The sequence below is a fragment of the Streptomyces taklimakanensis genome (genome assembly GCF_009709575.1).
Lineage (GTDB): Bacteria > Actinomycetota > Actinomycetes > Streptomycetales > Streptomycetaceae > Streptomyces > Streptomyces taklimakanensis.
Genome location: NZ_WIXO01000001.1, coordinates 5,345,873 through 5,361,992 on the forward strand (window position 1 = coordinate 5,345,873; position 16,120 = coordinate 5,361,992).

General features: G+C 73.9%; 14 protein-coding genes. 6 read left to right on the forward strand and 8 right to left on the reverse strand.

The window, feature by feature from the left end; translation table 11 throughout:
* Positions 1–3: 3 nt before the first annotated feature.
* Genes F0L17_RS23555 through F0L17_RS23565 form a run of 3 tightly spaced genes read left to right on the forward strand, consistent with a single transcriptional unit; the run spans position 4 to position 2,841 of the window.
* Positions 4–420: an anti-sigma regulatory factor gene (locus F0L17_RS23555; protein ID WP_338018287.1), complete on the forward strand. Its 417-nt coding sequence runs from the start codon at positions 4–6 to the stop codon at positions 418–420.
* Positions 405–1,433 (forward strand): SpoIIE family protein phosphatase, encoded by a 1,029-nt coding sequence (locus F0L17_RS23560; RefSeq protein ID WP_338018191.1) that lies wholly within the window; start codon positions 405–407, stop codon positions 1,431–1,433. The genes F0L17_RS23555 and F0L17_RS23560 overlap by 16 nt, the downstream gene beginning before the upstream one ends.
* A gap of 7 nt (positions 1,434–1,440) precedes the next feature.
* Complete coding sequence (locus F0L17_RS23565) at positions 1,441–2,841, forward strand: PP2C family protein-serine/threonine phosphatase (RefSeq protein ID WP_155072609.1); 1,401 nt, start codon at positions 1,441–1,443, stop codon at positions 2,839–2,841.
* A 39-nt stretch (positions 2,842–2,880) separates the two neighbouring features.
* Here the strand turns inward: F0L17_RS23565 and F0L17_RS23570 are convergent, their stop codons facing one another.
* From F0L17_RS23570 to F0L17_RS23585, 4 genes are all read right to left on the reverse strand, one after another.
* Positions 2,881–3,138: a hypothetical protein gene (locus F0L17_RS23570; protein WP_155072610.1), complete on the reverse strand. Its 258-nt coding sequence runs from the start codon at positions 3,136–3,138 to the stop codon at positions 2,881–2,883.
* A 265-nt stretch (positions 3,139–3,403) separates the two neighbouring features.
* Positions 3,404–4,276, reverse strand: coding sequence for an MBL fold metallo-hydrolase (locus tag F0L17_RS23575; protein ID WP_155072611.1), 873 nt, complete (start codon positions 4,274–4,276; stop codon positions 3,404–3,406).
* A gap of 176 nt (positions 4,277–4,452) precedes the next feature.
* On the reverse strand, positions 4,453–4,911 hold the full coding sequence (locus F0L17_RS23580; RefSeq protein ID WP_155072612.1) for a DUF4383 domain-containing protein: 459 nt from the start codon (positions 4,909–4,911) through the stop codon (positions 4,453–4,455).
* A 111-nt stretch (positions 4,912–5,022) separates the two neighbouring features.
* Positions 5,023–5,718 carry a phosphodiesterase gene (locus F0L17_RS23585; protein WP_238419547.1) on the reverse strand — a complete coding sequence of 232 codons (696 nt, stop codon included), beginning with the start codon at positions 5,716–5,718 and terminating at the stop codon, positions 5,023–5,025.
* A gap of 234 nt (positions 5,719–5,952) precedes the next feature.
* Here F0L17_RS23585 and F0L17_RS23590 point away from each other — a divergent pair, with 234 nt between their 5' ends.
* Positions 5,953–7,005, forward strand: a complete 1,053-nt coding sequence (locus F0L17_RS23590; protein WP_155072613.1) for a serine/threonine-protein kinase — start codon at positions 5,953–5,955, stop codon at positions 7,003–7,005.
* 178 nt (positions 7,006–7,183) lie between these two features.
* On the opposite strand, the gene F0L17_RS23595 is transcribed toward F0L17_RS23590, so the two are convergent.
* Together F0L17_RS23595 and F0L17_RS23600 are read right to left on the reverse strand one after the other, a co-directional pair.
* A complete protein-coding gene (locus F0L17_RS23595; RefSeq protein ID WP_155072614.1) occupies positions 7,184–9,019 on the reverse strand; it encodes a serine hydrolase domain-containing protein in 1,836 nt (611 codons plus the stop codon).
* A gap of 126 nt (positions 9,020–9,145) precedes the next feature.
* Positions 9,146–9,883: a leucine-rich repeat domain-containing protein gene (locus tag F0L17_RS23600; protein WP_155072615.1), complete on the reverse strand. Its 738-nt coding sequence runs from the start codon at positions 9,881–9,883 to the stop codon at positions 9,146–9,148.
* A gap of 148 nt (positions 9,884–10,031) precedes the next feature.
* Here F0L17_RS23600 and F0L17_RS23605 point away from each other — a divergent pair, with 148 nt between their 5' ends.
* A complete protein-coding gene (locus tag F0L17_RS23605) occupies positions 10,032–10,529 on the forward strand; it encodes a glycosyltransferase family protein (RefSeq protein WP_155072616.1) in 498 nt (165 codons plus the stop codon).
* Between the two features lie 70 nt (positions 10,530–10,599).
* On the opposite strand, the gene F0L17_RS23610 is transcribed toward F0L17_RS23605, so the two are convergent.
* Both F0L17_RS23610 and F0L17_RS23615 read right to left on the reverse strand, forming a co-directional pair.
* Positions 10,600–12,555, reverse strand: coding sequence for an N-acetylmuramoyl-L-alanine amidase (locus F0L17_RS23610; RefSeq protein ID WP_155074110.1), 1,956 nt, complete (start codon positions 12,553–12,555; stop codon positions 10,600–10,602).
* Between the two features lie 388 nt (positions 12,556–12,943).
* Entirely contained in the window at positions 12,944–14,071 is a 1,128-nt protein-coding gene (locus F0L17_RS23615; protein ID WP_155072617.1) for an aminoglycoside phosphotransferase family protein, read from the reverse strand.
* A gap of 246 nt (positions 14,072–14,317) precedes the next feature.
* On the opposite strand from F0L17_RS23615, the gene F0L17_RS23620 reads away from it, so the two are divergent.
* Entirely contained in the window at positions 14,318–15,826 is a 1,509-nt protein-coding gene (locus tag F0L17_RS23620; RefSeq protein ID WP_162466622.1) for a DNA-binding protein NsdB, read from the forward strand.
* Positions 15,827–16,120: the final 294 nt, after the last annotated feature.

The window sequence follows — 16,120 nt, forward strand, 5'->3', positions numbered from 1 at the left end:
TCGGTGGGCGGCCGGGAGACCGCTCCCGCGACGTACCCCGTCCGCACCGACGAGGACCTGATCACCGTCCGGCACGCCGTACGGGCCGCCACCGTCGAGGTCGGTTTCGGCCTGGTCGATCAGACCCGGGTCGTCACCGCCGCCAGCGAGCTGGCGCGCAACGCCTACATCCACGGTGGTGGCGGCACGGTGACCATCGAGTTCCCGCGCTCGGCGGGGCGTCGCGGCATTCGCCTGACCGTCCGGGACGAGGGCCCCGGCATCCCCGACCTGGAGGCAGCGCTGGCCGACGGGTTCACCACCGGCGCCGGTCTCGGGCACGGGCTGGGGGGAGCCCGGCGGCTCATGCACGATTTCGAGGTGCACACCGAGGCGGGCAAGGGAACCACGATCAGCGTGACCCGGTGGACCACACAGTGAGGGATCGGCCGTCCCCCTCCCTCGAAGGGCTGACCGACGAGATCGACGTCGACCACGAGAGCGCGATCCCGCTGGCGGCCGCGGCCGCGCGCGACCGCGCGCGGCGGGTCGGCCTGCCCGGCGCCATGCCCGACCAGGCCGCCGTCCTCGCCAGCGAGCTGGCCGGCAACCTGGTCAAGCACGCCGCCGGGGGCACGGTGTACATCCAGCCCCTTCCGCACGGCGAGGGGGTGGAGATCACCGCGGTCGACCGCGGTCCGGGCATCCTCGATCTGGACCGTTCGCTGACCGACGGCTACACCACCGCCGCCGGTTCCCTCGGGGCGGGCCTGGGCGCGGTCCGCCGGATCGCCTCCGAGTTCGCCATCCGTACCCGACCCGGTTCCGGCACGTTGGTCAGTGCTCGGCTGGTGGCGCCCGACGCGGTCCGGCCGACGCGGTGGAGGGTCGGCTCGGTCTGCCTGCCCGCCCGGGAGGAACGGTACTGCGGTGACGCCTGCGCCGTGGCCGAGACCGACGACTCCCTCACCTGCCTGGTCGTCGACGGTCTCGGGCACGGTGTCTCGGCCGCGGAGGCGGCCCGTTCCGCCCTGCGCTCCTTCCACACCGCCCCCGACCGTCCCCTGGGCGAGATCCTGACCACGCTGCACCGGGCGTTGCGCCACACTCGCGGCGCCGCCGCCGGCGTGCTGCGGCTGCACTCCGACCGCGCCGAGTACTGCGGCATCGGCAACGTCCGGGCGGTGGTGCTCTCCGGCGGCGAGATCGCCCACCGCATGGCCGGCCAGCCCGGTATCGTCGGTTGGAACGTCCCCACCCCCCGGGCGCGCACCGTCACGCTGGAGCCGGGCGCGGGGGTCGTCCTCCACAGCGACGGCATCGAGTCCCGCTGGTCGCACAACCCGTCCACGTTCCTGCTGCGGCTCCCGCCGCCGCTGTTGGCCGCGGCGCTGGCCCACGACCACCGGCGCACCCGTGACGACGCCACCGTACTCGCCGTTCGGGCGGCGTAGAGGTTCCATGACCGACACCGACTTCTCCCATCACACGCTGCCGAGCCTGCGCCGGGCCGTACGTCGTCTGGCGCGTGCCCATCGGCTGCCGACCGAGCTCAGGGCCCGGCTGGTGCTCTCCGCGGTGGACCTGGCGCGCACGGAGCTCACGGCGGGACGTCCCGTCCGGCTGGAGGCCTCCGTGGAGCCGTCCTCGGGCGGTTCGCCGGGGCACCTCGTGGTCACCCTCGAAACTCTCGGCGACCTCACGGTGGGGTACGACGAGGGCACCGTGGACCTGGCCCTGCCGGCCCAGATCACCACGGGCGGCACCGCGATCTGGCGTCTGCCGCTGCCCGCTCCCCGGGAGGAGGGGAAGGCGGGTGCCACGGGCGACGGGGACGCGTCGGGCTCCGGGAGCGGCACGGGGGTCGTCGTGCCCTCCCAGTCGCACACCGGCCGGGCGGAGTCCGGCGACGGATCCCGTCCGGCGCCGGAGGCTCCGGACGCGCCGGACGCCTCGAAGGTGCCGGAGACGCCGGAGACGCCGGAGACGTCGGAGACCGAGGCGGTCGAGCAGGAGCTGAGGGCGGCCCTGGCCCGCATCGACGCCCTGACCGCCGAGCACCGGCGGCTCAAGCACGAACTGGCCGAGACCAATCGGGGCACCCTCGCGCTCTACGTCCAGTTGGAGGAGCGCGACGAGCAGCTGCGCAAGGCCCACGGCCAGACCCTGCGCGAGTTGGAGGACGCCCTGCGGCCCTCGCCGATCGAGGTCAAGGGTCTGGAGATGGCCGTGCACTACGCGCCCGCCGGTACCGACGCGCCCACCGGCGGCGACCTCTACGACTGGCTGCAACTGCCCGACGGCACCGTTCACATCACCGTCGTCGACGCCCTGGGACACGGCGTGACCAGTACCCGCGGCGCCCTCAACGTCACCCACGCGGTGCGGACCCTGGCGCTGGAGGGGCATCCGCTGGAGTCGATCGTCGCCCGTACCGCCGAGATCCTGATGCCCTTCGACAGCGAGCTGATGTCCACCGTGCTGCTCGCCCGGATCGACCCGAAGACCGGCGACCTGTACCTGGCCAACGGCAGCCACCCGCCCGCGCTGCTGCTGCCCGCCGAGGGCGAGCCCAGGTACCTGGAGGTGCGCGGGCGGGGCATCGGCTACCCGCTGGCGGGCAGCGAGCGGCTGCTGCACACGAAGATGGCGCCCGGGGACCTGCTCGTCCTCTACACGGACGGCCTCACCGAGAGCCGCCGTGACCCGCGGGAGGGCGAGACCCGGCTGGTCGAGGCGGCCCGTCGCCACGCGGAACGGCCCATCGAGCACATCCCCGGCGCCATCGCCGAGGACATGCACACGATCATCCTGCACCCCGACGACACCCTGGCCCTGGCCGTGCGCGTCCCGCGCGACTGAGCCGGGCGGGACGCGCGGGGAGACGGGCGGGCACCGGGGTCAGGCGCCCATGCCGTCCACCACGGCCTGGAGTCGGGCCGCCAGGGTGTCCGGGTCCCGCTCCGCGGGATCGCCGTCGTCGAGCCGGGCGGTCAGGGCGTCCCGGGAGATCACCTCGACGGCGCCCCGGTAACGGTCCGTCCCCATCTGCGCGGCGGGCACCACGCGGGCCCGGCCCTCCAGCAGGATCAGTCGGGGGTCGGGGTCGGGGGAGTCGAGCAGCTCCCGCACGTGTCGGGCCGTGATCTCGCTCGGCACCTCGTGGGCCTCCTTGTCGAACTCGTCGAACTTGCGAACCTGTCGGACCTGTCGACCCCGACGAACTCGTCGGGACCGTCGGAGTCGGTGGAGTTTGGTGGAGCATCCGAACCTCCGGGGCCTCCCGGGGTCCCGGGGGGTGCTGTCGCACGGTCGGCTCCGGTGTCCTCGCTCCCCGTTCGGGTGCCCGCCGATCGGCCGGTCAAGGGGCGGAACCGGAACGTCCGTCCGGGACCGCGGGGTGGGCGGACGGGGCGTCGCGCCGTCAGGACGTCCCGCGGTCGTGGCCGTCCTCGGCCGGGACGGGGCCGACCGGCCCGTCGGCGTTCACGGTCACCCGCTCCCCCCGACGGCAGCGCACCACCCCGGCGGGGAAGTCGGGCCGTGTGGCCTCCCGCAGGAAGTCCGACAGCGGGGACTTCATGACGGTGTAGTCGTCGTAGTGGACGGGCAGCACCCGGCGGGGCCGCAGCAAGGAGACCAGATCCGCGCCCTGGAGGGCGTCCATCGTCACCAGCAGCCCCCCGGGGAGGGTGGTGCCGCCCAGGTGGACCACGGCCAGGTGGATGTCGGGGCACAGGCGGGCGATCTCGTGGATCCCGGGGAAGACCAGGGTGTCGCCCGAGATGTACATCCGCAGCCGCACCGGGCCGCCCGGGTCGCCGAACTCCAGCAGGCTCCCCATGACCGGCGGCAGCAGGAACCGCGCCGGCCCCGGTCCGTGCCGGCCGGGCAACGCGGTGATCCGCACCTGACTGCCACCGCGTACCAGGACGTGGTCGTGCCAGGTGGGCAGACCCGTGGCGCGGCTGAAGCCGTGCAGCCCCTGGAGCCTCCGGGACGCGTGCGGGGTGGTGACGATCGGCAGGTGACGGGGCAGGCCCCGACGGGCCACCCGGTCCCAGTGGTCGCCGTGCAGATGGGACAGGACCACCGCGTCCGGCTCCGGCACCTCCTCGATCCGCAGGGCGGGCTCCGTGCGACGCCGCGACAGCAGTCCCTTGCCCAGGTAGGCGTACTGGCCGCGGTGGAGGAAGTTGGGGTCGGTCAGCAGGGTGAGGTCGCCGTAGCGGATCAGGAGGGTGGCGTTGCCGATGAAGAGGATCTCGGCGGCGCCCGGCGGGGGAGGGGTCGGCATGACGGGGCCCTTCTGGTCGTCTCCTGTTCGTCGCCGCTCCCGGCCTCCTCCCGGGAAGGGCGGGCGGCGTCCCACCCGTTCGGGGGATCGCGGCCCGTGCGCGCGGGGGCGTGGTCCGACGCCCGGTCGGGGAGGGGCGTCGGACCACGCCGTGGGGCCGGGGCCGTGTGGTCGGATCAGCCCCTCGCGTCGCGTCCGCGACCGCCCAGGAGAACACCGAGGGCGATCATGCCCACGCCCAGGAAGAAGTGCAGCCAGTCGTCGGCCGTGTTCAGCGGGACGAAGTTCGCGCCGCTGTCCTTGTCGATGATCAGACCGTAGAGCCACAGCAGCAGGTAGATCACACCGCCGCCGATCAGGTACGCCTTGGCCCCGGACACGCTGCGGGCCATCGCCAGACCGACGACGCCGAAGGCGAGGTGTACCAGGTTGTGCAGGACCGACACCCGGAACAGGCCGAGCAACTCGGCGCCCGAGTGGTGTCCGGCGAACTCCATGTCGCCGAAGTCCGTGGTGATGCCGGGGATGAATCCCAGGACACCCACCAGGAGGAACACCACCGACACCGCCTTGGCCGCGGCGATCACCGGGGCTCGGTGGGCCGTTCCCGCCGCGCCCGGACCCGTACTGGACATCGTCATCATCTCCCTGTGCTCGGTTACCGGCCGGTCCGAAGTACCCGTTGTTCCGGGGCGAAAACGATCCGGATGACGGAACCTCAGGTGTGGCTCCCCCGAACGGAGGACTCAGGGGCGGCCCTCCCGGGACCCCTCGTACGCCGCGGGCCGCACCGTCGCCAGGCCCGGCCCCGGCTCCAGGCCGGGCAGGCTGTTGCGGTAGACGTCGAACCCCGGGGTGGAGCGGGACGGCGCGGGCAGCGGCGAGCGCACGGTGAGCACCGCGAAGGTCCGCCACCGGCCCAACGGCTCCGCCGCCCGCAAATCGAACACCAGTGGCCCCGACTCCAGGGCCCGCCGCAAGGTCTCCGGGCGACCGTGGACCGGACGCAGCCGGCGACGTGGGAAGGCGGCCAGCACCATGCCCCGCCCCCCGACCCGGTAGGTCAGCAGAGTGCTGTACGGGCCGCCCAGCGCGTCACCGCGCGGCAGGGGCAGGTGGCGGAGCACCGGAAGGCGGGAGCTGCCGGTCAGCAGCAGGTCCAGGGAGTGCCCCGGCCCACCCGCGTCCAGCACCCGGACGGCGAGCCCCAGCCAGTCGGGCAGCGGCCGAGGCAGACCGGCGCCCCGGGACAGCCGTACCGCGCACTCGTACCGACCGAGTCCGTCCAGCCAGGGGACGCCCCAGGGCCTCCCGGAGAAGCCCGGCATCGTCACCTCGCCGGTGCAACCGAGGCCCTCGGGGTGGAAGGCGGGGGCGCGGCGCAGGCGGGCCAACTGCCGGAAGCCCGCCCGGGTGCCGAGTTCGCGCAGGGATCCCGACATCGTCCCTCCTGTTCAGGCGGCGCGGGGCCGCGTTCCGGCCCGCCCGTCCGGCCTGGCCGTCCCGCTCCCAGTTGCCGGTACGGGGAGGACGAAACCAGCGCGCTCCCCCGGGGCGGGGCGCGTCGGCGCGCTCCGGCATGGTCCCACCCGATGTGGGCCCTCACCCGACCGGTCGGGTGAGGGCCCATACTGGGTGGGGCCGGGGACGGCAGCGGGCGGAAGGGCGACAGCGCGATGAGGGAGAGCACCCTGCTCCAGGGCCGGTACCGGCTGGTGGAAGTCGTCGGACGCGGCGGCATGGGGCAGGTGTGGCGGTCGCACGACGAGTCGCTGGACCGGGCCGTCGCCGTCAAGTGCCTCAAACCGCTGGGACGGCAGACCGAGCCGTCCACCATGCGCGGGTTGCGCGAACGCTTCCGCCGCGAGGCCCGGGTCGCGGCCTCCCTCCAGCACCGCGGTGTGACCGTCGTCCACGACTTCGGGGAGCACGACGAGGTGCTCTACCTGGTGATGGAGCTGCTGGAGGGACACGACCTGGGGCGGCTGCTGGAGGCGAACGACGGCCGACCGCTGCCGGTGCCCGAGGTCCTCGACATCGCCGAGCAGATCGCCGCCGCCCTGGCCTACACCCACGGCCGTGGCATCGTGCACCGTGACCTCAAGCCCGCCAACGTGATGCGCGCCGCCGACGGCACCGTGAAGATCTGCGACTTCGGCGTCGCCCGGATCGGCCACGACATCGGCTTCACCGTCCGGCTCGACGGCGGTGACGCGGTCGTGGGAACGCCCCACTACATGTCGCCCGAGCAGATAGCCGGAACCCACCTCGACCACCGCAGCGACCTGTACTCCCTGGGCTGTGTGTTGTACGAGATCATCACCGGTGCGCCGCCCTTCGACCTGGAGGACACCTGGAGCGTCCTCGTCGGCCACCGTGAGACCGATCCCCGACCACCGCGCGACCTCCGTCCCGACCTGCCCGGGGCCCTGGACGGGCTCGTCCTCGACCTGCTGGCCAAGGACCCGGACGGGCGGCCCGACGACGCCGGTGAGCTCCTCCACCGGGTCGCCGAGATCCGCCGGGCCGCCGAGATCCGCCGGGCCGTCGGGGTCGCCGGCGCGGCGGCCCCGGCGGGGCCGGTCCGGCGGTTGCCGGTGTGGGCCCGGGGCATGAGCACCGGGGCCCGAGCCGTCACCGGGAGGGGCGCGCGTCCCGGCCTTCCGGCCTCTCCCGGGCGTCCGGGGGGCCTCGACGAGCCCTGGACCGGCACCCGGACCGCCGGCTGAACCGGCCCACCGCCCCCGGACCGCTGCCGATTGGGCCGGTGCGGGAACGGCGGAGGAGGAGACCGCGGTGTTCGGCCGCGCGACCCGGCACATGTCCGGCCGCGCGCCACCCGGGGCCGTGCCCGCCCGGCGCGGCGCGCTCGGGCGGGCGGGGAGCCCGGGCCGGTCGGGTGGGGACTCAGTCGGCCGAGGCGGTCCAGCCGTCCGCCGTGACGCGGCCCGCGTCCTTCCGGCGGGAGTCGTCGAACAGCACGCGCCCGTCGTCCTCGATCCGGATCCCGTCGACGTACGCGCCGCGTCCCACGTAGCGGCCGTCCGTGGCGTACCGCCAGCGCAGCCGCACCGCCCGGCCGCGCCAGGCGCCCAGGTCGGCGGAGGCCCGGTACCAGACGCGGCCGGAGTAGCCGTACACGGTGCCGTCGGCGCGTCCCACCGGTTCCCCGCCGGGACGGGTGGTGGTGAAGGGCACCGGCTGCCAGGTCGTCCCGTCGTCGGAGGCCTCCAGGCGCAGCACGTCCCAGGCGCGCTCGGTGTCCCACCACAGCGAGAAGCGCAGTCGCGCGTCCGCGCCGCGCGGCGTCACCTCGGGCAGGGCGAGGGTGGCGGAGGCGCCGCTCGCCATCCCGGAGAACCACGCCCGGCGCCCGTGGGCGGGACGCACCGGTACGGCGCGGGCCAGACGGTCGGCGGCGGCCACGCGCGGGGCGCTGCCCGACCGCCAGGTGCGCACCGGGTGGACGGAGTTGCCCAACACCACCAGGAAGGTGTCGGTGGTCGGGTCCAACACCAGGCAGGTTCCGGTGAAGCCGGTGTGCCCGGCCGTGCGCGGAGTGGCCATGGCCCCCATGAACCAGTGCTGGTACAGCTCGAAGCCCAACCCGTGCTCGTCGCCGGGGAAGTCGGTGTTGAAGTCGTGGAAGAGCAGCTCCACCGACTCCTCGGTCAGGATCCGGGCACGGCCGTACGCGCCGCCGTTGAGCAGCGTCCGGCACAGCACGGCCAGGTCCCAGGCGCAGGAGAAGACCCCGGCGTGCCCGGCCACCCCGCCGAGGGAGTACGCGTTCTCGTCGTGAACCTCGCCGTGCACCATGCCGCGGTCCAGGCCCGACCAGGGGCGGCGGGCGTCCTCGGTGGCGGCGATCCGCGGTTTCCAGGAGGCGGGCGGGTTGTAGCGGGTCCACCGCATGCCCAGCGGGCCGGTGATCCCCTCGCGCAGGAGCACGTCCAGGGACTTCCCGGTGACCCTCTCCAGCACCAACTGGAGGGTGATCAGGTTCAGATCGGAGTAGCGGTAGACGGTACCGGGCGGGTCCAGGGGCTTCTCGCGCCACAGGCGGAGCAGCCGATCCCGGTGGGTGGGCTCGGCGTACAGGGGGATCCAGGCGGCCAGACCGGAGGTGTGGGTGAGCAGGTGCCGCAGGGTGATGCCGTCCTTTCCCTCGGCCCCGAACTCCGGCAGGTGGGAGGCGACGGCCGCGTCCAGCTCCAGGGTGCCGCGCTCGATCTCCCGGACGGCCAGGATCGCGGTGAACAGCTTGGAGACGGAGGCGAGGTCGTACACCGTGTCGGGGGTCGCCGGCACCTGCCGGTCGGCGGGGAGCTCGACACCGGTGTCGCCGACCTCGTCGTAGGCGGAGTAGCGCACCGCGTGGCCGATCGCCTCGTGGAGGGCGACCGTGCCGCCACGCCCGGCCAGCAGGACCGCGCCCGCGTACCAGGGGTGCTCGGGAGAGGGACCGAGGAAGGTCTTCGCGTCCTCGACCAGCCGCTCCAGGTGCTCCCCCAGCAGCCCGGCCCGGCGGGCCGAACCGCGGCGCAGCACCGGGGCGCCGCCGGGAGAGGGCGCGTGCGACGTCCGGGCGCGGGCCGCCGCGACGGGCGACGAGGCCAGCACCAGGCCGCCGCCGAGCGCCAGCGTCCGCAGGCCGAGCTGCCGCCGCCCGATGCCCCGGCTCCCGGCGGGCGGTGCCGCCGGCTCCGGGACCGGGTCGGAACCCCGTGCGGAACCCGTCATGCCACGACCCCCTTGGGAAGTATCTTTCAGTCGATCGGGAAAATGCCGAAACTCTCTTCCAGAGCGTGCCGGCTGTCAACCCCTCCGGCGCGACCGGCGCGGACGGGGGCCACCACGGGCCACCGGTCAGCGCAGCACCACGCAGCCCCGCCGCTCCAGGTCCCCCACCAACTCCGGATCCGGCCGGACACCGGTCCAGCGCAGATCCAGCCGCTCCAGGGCGGGCAACTCCCGGGCCACCCAGGGCGGCACCGAACGCAGCGGGTTGGCGCGCAGGTCCAGACGGCGCAGCAGGGGCAGTCCGCGCACCGCTCCGGGCACCTCCTCCAGGGCGTTGTCGCGCAGCTCCAGCTCGCGCAGCTCCCGCAGCCGGCGGACCGAGCGGGGCAGTGCGGTCAGGGCGTTGCCGCGCAGCCACAGCTCCCGCAGCGCGGAGAGCCGTCCGAGCGAGGCGGGCAGCTCCCGCAGCCGACACCGCTGGGCCCGCAACTCGACCAGGCGGACCAGCCCGCCGATCTCCTCCGGCAGCGCCTCCAGCGGGTTGTCACCGATGTTGAGATAGGTCAGCCGGCGCAGTCGACCCAGCGAACGCGGCAGTGCGGTGATCCGGTTGTCGTGCAGGTACAGGCAACGGTCCAGGGCGGTCAGCTCGCCGATCTCCTCCGGCACGCCGGTGAGTTCGTTGTGGCCCAGGTCGAGGGTGTGCAGATGCCGCAGTCGGCCGATGTCCGGCGGAAGCGAGACGAGCCCGTTCTCGGCGAGGATCAGCACACGCAGATCCTCACGTCGCCACACCTCGTCGGGTACGCGTTTCCGCATCGCCCGCCACAGGTTCACCACGGTCTGTGTCGATTCGGTGTCCATGGCGGCGTACCGTACCGTCGGGCGTGGCCGCCGCCCGGGACCGTACCGCTCCCCTCCTGTCCCCTCCTGCGCTCCCGCCCCTCCGGCCGTGTTCCCGGGGCGCGGGCGTTCCACCCACGCGTCGGGACGGGCCCCGTACCATGGCCGCATGTCCTTTCTCCGTCGCCGTAGCGCTCCCACACCCGCCGGACCCGACTTCGACGTGTTGGCCATGGACCCGGGTGACTGGCCGGGCAATCTCGGCGCCGGACTGCTGCCCGCGCCGGACGGGAGCTGCCAGGGCGTCTTCCTGCGCTACGACCTGTTCGGCGGCCGGGGGCCGGCCATGATCATCGGGAACCTGCCGGAGGGCTCCCCGGCCCGCGAGACCGTCGAGGACCAGGTGCCCTTCGAGGTGGCGCAGCTCCTGGCGGCCCTGGAGAACGACGAGGAGGTCACCGTCACCGGGGTGGAGGAGAGCCCGGTGATGCTGGACGACAACCTCCTCGTCGTTCGGCGGATCATCTGCTCCGAGAGCCGGATCTCCTGCGTCCAGTTCGACCGCAGCGACGGTGTGCTGGTCACCATCGCCAGCTGGGACCGGCCGATCACCGAGGACCTGTACCAGCTGTTGAAGCCGCTGCCCGCGGAGATGTTCCGGCGTTAGCCCCGCACCGTCCCGTCCGCGACGCGAACGGGACGGTACGGGCGGCGGGTCACCGGCGCGACGACGACCCTCAGCGCGCCCGGCGCACCGTGACGTCGGACGCCTTGACGAAGGCCACCCGGTGGCCGAGCTGGATCTGGAGGTACTCCTCCTCGCCCCGCACCACCACGTGGTGTGCGGGATCGAAGGTCTTGGCGTGGTAGTACTCGCCCTCCGTCCGCAGCCCCACCGCGTACGCCTGCCCCGCCTCCACCGTGTACGGCAGGGGCGAGAGCGCCTGTGCGGGGACCCCCTCGGGATAGGCGGACGCCTCCGGGTAGGCGCGGCCGTAGACGGGCACCGATGCGACGCCCTCCCTCGGGGTGACCACCCAGCCACGGGAGTTCACCGCGGTCGGTGCCTCGGCGGGGTTGTGGAACCACGCCTTCTGACCGAGGTACCAGATCGCCGTCCACGCACCGCGCCGCTCGGCCACCGCGTACCGCTGGCCGGTCGTGGCGCGGGCGCCGATGTCGTTGACACCGGTGGTGGAGTCGCCACCGCCCGGCCGCAGTCCGACGTCCCTCACCAGCGGGGCGTCGGCGCTCGGCCCGGTGTGCAGCCGCACCGCGCTCGAACCGTGCGGCGGGCACGGCTCGCCGGAGCCGTCGCAGCGGGTGTAGACCGGCCTGTGCTCGTCGTACTCCGGTCGGATGGTCACCAGTTCCGAACGCGGGCCGGCCGTGGGGTGGAAGGGCGCGCCCAACAGTGTGAAGTAGTGCCCCCAGTCCCAGTAGGGGCCGGGATCGGTGTGCATTCCAGGGATGTTGGCGCCGGTCACGCCCGGCACGTTGTCGTGCCCGAGGACGTGCTGCCGGTCCAGGGGGATGTCGTACCTGCGGGCCAGGTACTTCACCAGCCGCGCCGAGGTGCGGTACATCGCCTCCGTGTACCAGGCGTCGGGCGAGGTCAGGAAGCCCTCGTGCTCCAGGCCGATCGACTTGGCGTTGACGTACCAGTTGCCCGCGTGCCAGCCCACGTCCCTCAGGGGGAGGTGCTGGGCGATGTGTCCGTCGGAGGCGCGCAGGGAGTAGTGCCAGGAGACGTACGTGGGGTCCTGCACCAGCTTCAGCGTGGTGTCCCAGGTCGCCTCGGTGTCGTGGACCACGATGTAGTCGATCTCCTGCGACTCGGGGCGGTTCGCCCGGTCGTGGTTGCCGTAGTTCGGCGAGCCGTCGGCGTCGGTGTACTCCTGGTACGGCGCCGGGATCCACTCGCACGAGACGGATCTCGGGCACTCCACCAGCTCGTCGCGCCCGGCGGCCCCCGGGGACGCCGTCCGCGGGTCCGACTCGGCGAGCAGCGAGGCGTCCGGGGTCAGGTCCGGGTCGGCGGCGAGCGTCACGACCTGGCCGGAGTCGGTGGTGCGCCGTCCGCCCTCGCGGATCACGGCGAAGACCTCGTCGGCGAAGACCTTCGCGGCCCCGGTGTCGGAGGAGCCCGGATAGCGGGCCACGGCCCCGTACCACCGCGCCGGGTCGTCGCTGGGCGGCAGACCCAGTTCCTCCTGCGCGGCGGCCAGTAGCGCCGCGCCGCCCTCGACGTTGGCCGCCGGATCGGTGCGCAGCTCCTCCTCGTCCAGTCCGGTCAGCTCCGCGGCACGCTCCAGGGTGCGCAGCCGCTCGGGCGGCTCCGCCACCTCGGGGAGCGTGCCGCGGACCTCCCTGGTGCCGCGGGCGGTGTCGCCGCGCGGGTCCTCCGTGCCGTGGCCGTGGTGCGGCTCGCGCTCCAGGGCGGCGCGGACGTCGGTCAGGTGCATCGGGCCGTAGCCGCCCGAGACACTGGGCGCGCCGCTGTGGTCGTCCCAGCGGGACTGGAGGTACGACACGCCCAGCAGAACGCTCTCGGGCACCCCGTACCGCTCCGCGGCGTGGGCGAACGCCCCCTGAAGCGAACCGGGCTCCGGCTCGCCGGCGCCGGCCGGGGGAGCCGCCGGGAGGAGGGCCAACAGCGCGGCGGCCGATCCGGCGGCGGTGAGTGCCCGCAGCGACCGGCCGAGCCCTCCCCCTCGTCGGTACGGCCGCCGGGACCGGGACGACGGTGACGGTGACGGTGGATCGTGCGGCGAGGGTGGACGGGACGGTGGGCCGGTGGGGACGGGACTCGGCAAAGCGGCCTCCTGGGGGATCTCCCGCGGTGGCGCGGGAGGGGACTGTCCACAGGGGTACCGGCCGCCCGACGATCCGTCAACGACGCGTGGAGGGGAAGTACTCGCACGTCAGAGCCTGTTTCGCGGATTTTCCCCCGGACGGGCCCCGGGCCTGGGAGGCGTCACAGGTCCAGCCCGATGACGCTCCCGCGACCCGTCGGGAGGCGGCCGTGGCGGAACGGCGAGTGGGGTCGCGGGAGCGTCGGGGAGCGTTGCGGGAGGGGAGTCAGCGGGTGCCGACCGCCGCCCGCACCGCGCGTCGGGCCATCGCGCAGTCGTCGTGCAGTCGGCGCAGCAGCAGCCGTTGTTCCTCGCCGGTGCTCATCCGGCCGGGGCGGTCGGTTCCGGTGGCCGGATCCGGGTCCCGCATCGTGTGCTGTACGGCCGTCTCGCAGGCCCGGATCTCACGAGTGAGCACGAGCATCAGGTTCACCAGGAAGGCGTCCCGCGCGTCGCGTCCGGAGGACTGGGCCAGTTGGCTGATCCGACGACGGGCCGACGGGCTGTCGCCGAGCACCGACCACAGGGTGGCGAGGTCGTAGCCGGGCAGGTACCAGCCGGCGTGCTCCCAGTCGACCAGCACCGGACCGACGGGCGAGAGCAGCATGTTGGTCGGCAGGGCGTCACCGTGGCAGAACTGTCCCCGCCCGCCGGTGCGCGCCAGACCGTGCAGCAGCTTCCCCAGGTCGTCCGCGTCACGGTCCGTCAGCAGTCCCAGCGCGTGGTGGCGCGCGATCCGCCGGCCGTAGTCGATCGGCGCCTCGAACCGGCCCGCCGAAGGCCGCCAGGCGTTCAACCTCCGGACCGCGTCCAGCACGGCGTTCAGGTCGGCGGGCGCGGGGGGATCCGACGGATGACGCCGATCGGCGGCGGGTCTGCCGGGCACCCGTTCGGTGACCAGGACGCAGCGGTCCGGGTCCGCTGCGACGAGTCGGGGCACCCGCACCGGCGGCCGGTCGCGCACGAAGGCGCGGTGAACCGCTATCTCGTACCGGAATCGCTCGACCTGCGCGGGGGAGTGGTCCAGCAGACACTTGGCCACCGCGGGGCTGCGACCGATGGCGCCGAGCAGGAGCACCGAACGCCCGCTCCTGCGCATCACCTGCACCGCTCGGAACTCCGGGCAGATCCGGTGGACCGCGGCGACGACGGCGCGCAGCCGAGAACCCTGTGGACCGGACAGATCCAGCCTCCCGCCGATCGGTGGGGACACGGGGCCGCCGTACGGCCTGCGCGGCCGGGGCAGGCCGCCGACCACGGGGGAAGCGCGCATCGGACCGGGGTGGACGGGGGCGTACTGCTGTCGCGGACGCGGCAGGGCCGGGGCCGACACGGGGGACGGTGTTGGATTCATGGACGAGCCGGATCCCTTCGTGTGCCGACAGGTTGCCGCGCCACCCGACCGACCGGAGCCGCGCCGCACCCTGGGGAATGCGGCGGACCCACGACCGGACGGGGTGGCGCGGTTCTACAGGACACCGGCGGGTGGGTGGCCCGCCATCTGGCGAACCCTGGCGAACCCTGGCGAATGTCCTCGCCCCCCTCGCGCGGGGCCCGGCGGGGGCTACTGTCAACTCAGCCGAGATCCTGGGGGCTTGACGTGACCAAGGGACCCAACACCCGCCTCGCGGACCTGTTCGGCCTCACCGGCTGGTCCAAGGGCGAACTCGCCCGGCGCGTGAACCGGCAGGCGGCGGCCATGGGCCACCCGCAGCTGGCGACCGACACCTCCCGGGTGCGGCGCTGGATCGACAGGGGGGAGACCCCGCGCGATCCGGTGCCCAAGGTGTTGGCGACCCTGTTCACCGAGCGACTCGGCCGTGTCGTGACCATCGAGGACCTCGGGTTCGGCCGATCGGGGCCGGTAGGGAGACGGCAACCCGACCACGGGCTGTCATGGGCCTCCGAACGGACCGCCGCGGTCCTCACCGAATTCACGGGAATGGACCTCATGCTCAACCGACGCGGCTTGGTGGGCGCGGGTGCCGCGCTCACCGCGGGACCGGTGCTCGACGGCGCCCTGCGCGACTGGCTCCGGAACGACTCCCCCACCCCCCCGGGACCCTCCCGGACCGACGGCCCCACCATCACCGATCCCGTCTCCTCCGACCGCTACGAGGCGGCGCCCGTCGGCTCCCAGGAGATCGATGCCCTGGAGCGCTCCGTGGAGGTCTTCCGCGCCTGGGACGCGGCCCGTGGCGGCGGCCTCCAGCGCAAGGCCGTGGTGGGCCAGCTCAACGAGGTGGGCGGCATGCTCGCCTACCGGCATCCGCCGCACATCCAGCGGAGGCTGTGGGGGGTGGCGGCCAACCTGGCGGTGCTCGCCGGCTGGATGTCCCACGACGTCGGCCTGGAACCCACCGCGCAGAAGTACTTCGTCATCGCGGCGCACGCCGCCCGTGAGGGTGGCGACCGGCCGCGGGCGGGAGAGGCACTGTCCCGGGCCGCGCGCCAGATGGTGCACCTCGGGCGGCCCGACGACGCCCTGGACCTGATGAAACTGGCACGGTCGGGCTGTGGCGACGAGGCCCTGCCCCGCACCCGTGCGATGCTGCACACCATCGAGGCGTGGGCCCAGGCGTCCATGGGCCGCGCCCAGGCGATGCGTCGCACCCTCGGCGAGGCCGAGGAGCTGTTCGTCTCCGACCGGGACGACGTTCCGCCGCCCAGTTGGATGCAGATGTTCGACGAGGCGGACCTGCACGGGATGCAGGCACTGGCGTACCGCACGCTCGCCGAGCACGACCCGTCGGCGGCGAGGATCGCGGAGAGGCACGCCAAGAAGGCGCTGAAGCTGCGGGAGGACGGTCGCGAGCGGTCGAAAATCTTCGACTACATCTCGCTCGCCTCGGCCTGTTTCATCGCGGACGACCCCGAGCAGGCCGATCGCTACGCGCGGCTGGCACTGGTCTCCATCGGCAGTACCTCCTCGCACCGCACCTGGGACCGGCTGCGGGAGATGTACCGGCTCACCGGCCGGTACGCCGGGTACTCCCGGGTCGAGGACCTGCGCGAGGAGATCGAGTTCGCCCTGCCCACGGCTCCGCGGTCGTCCCGGGACGGCGCGTCGCTGCCCATGCCCCGGTGGGGCGGGAACGCGATGGTCTGAGGACGGGACTCGGGGCCCTCGGGCGGCCGCGGCCGGAACGGACGGGCCCGTGGTCCCGAGCCGCGTGGAGGCCGCGGGCGCCGGAGGGAGCCGCTCCCTTCCCGGCGCCCGCCGGTGTCCGCGCGGCTCGGGGGCGGCGCGGAGCCGAACTCCTCGGTATCCTTCGGCGGCCGGGAGCCGCTTCCCATCGGAACGCCGACCGTCGGGGTTCCGGCGGGAAACCGTGGGCGAACCACGGGAAAACCCACGGTGACCGGCGACAATGCCGGAGAGCGGAAATCCCGTTGCCAGCCC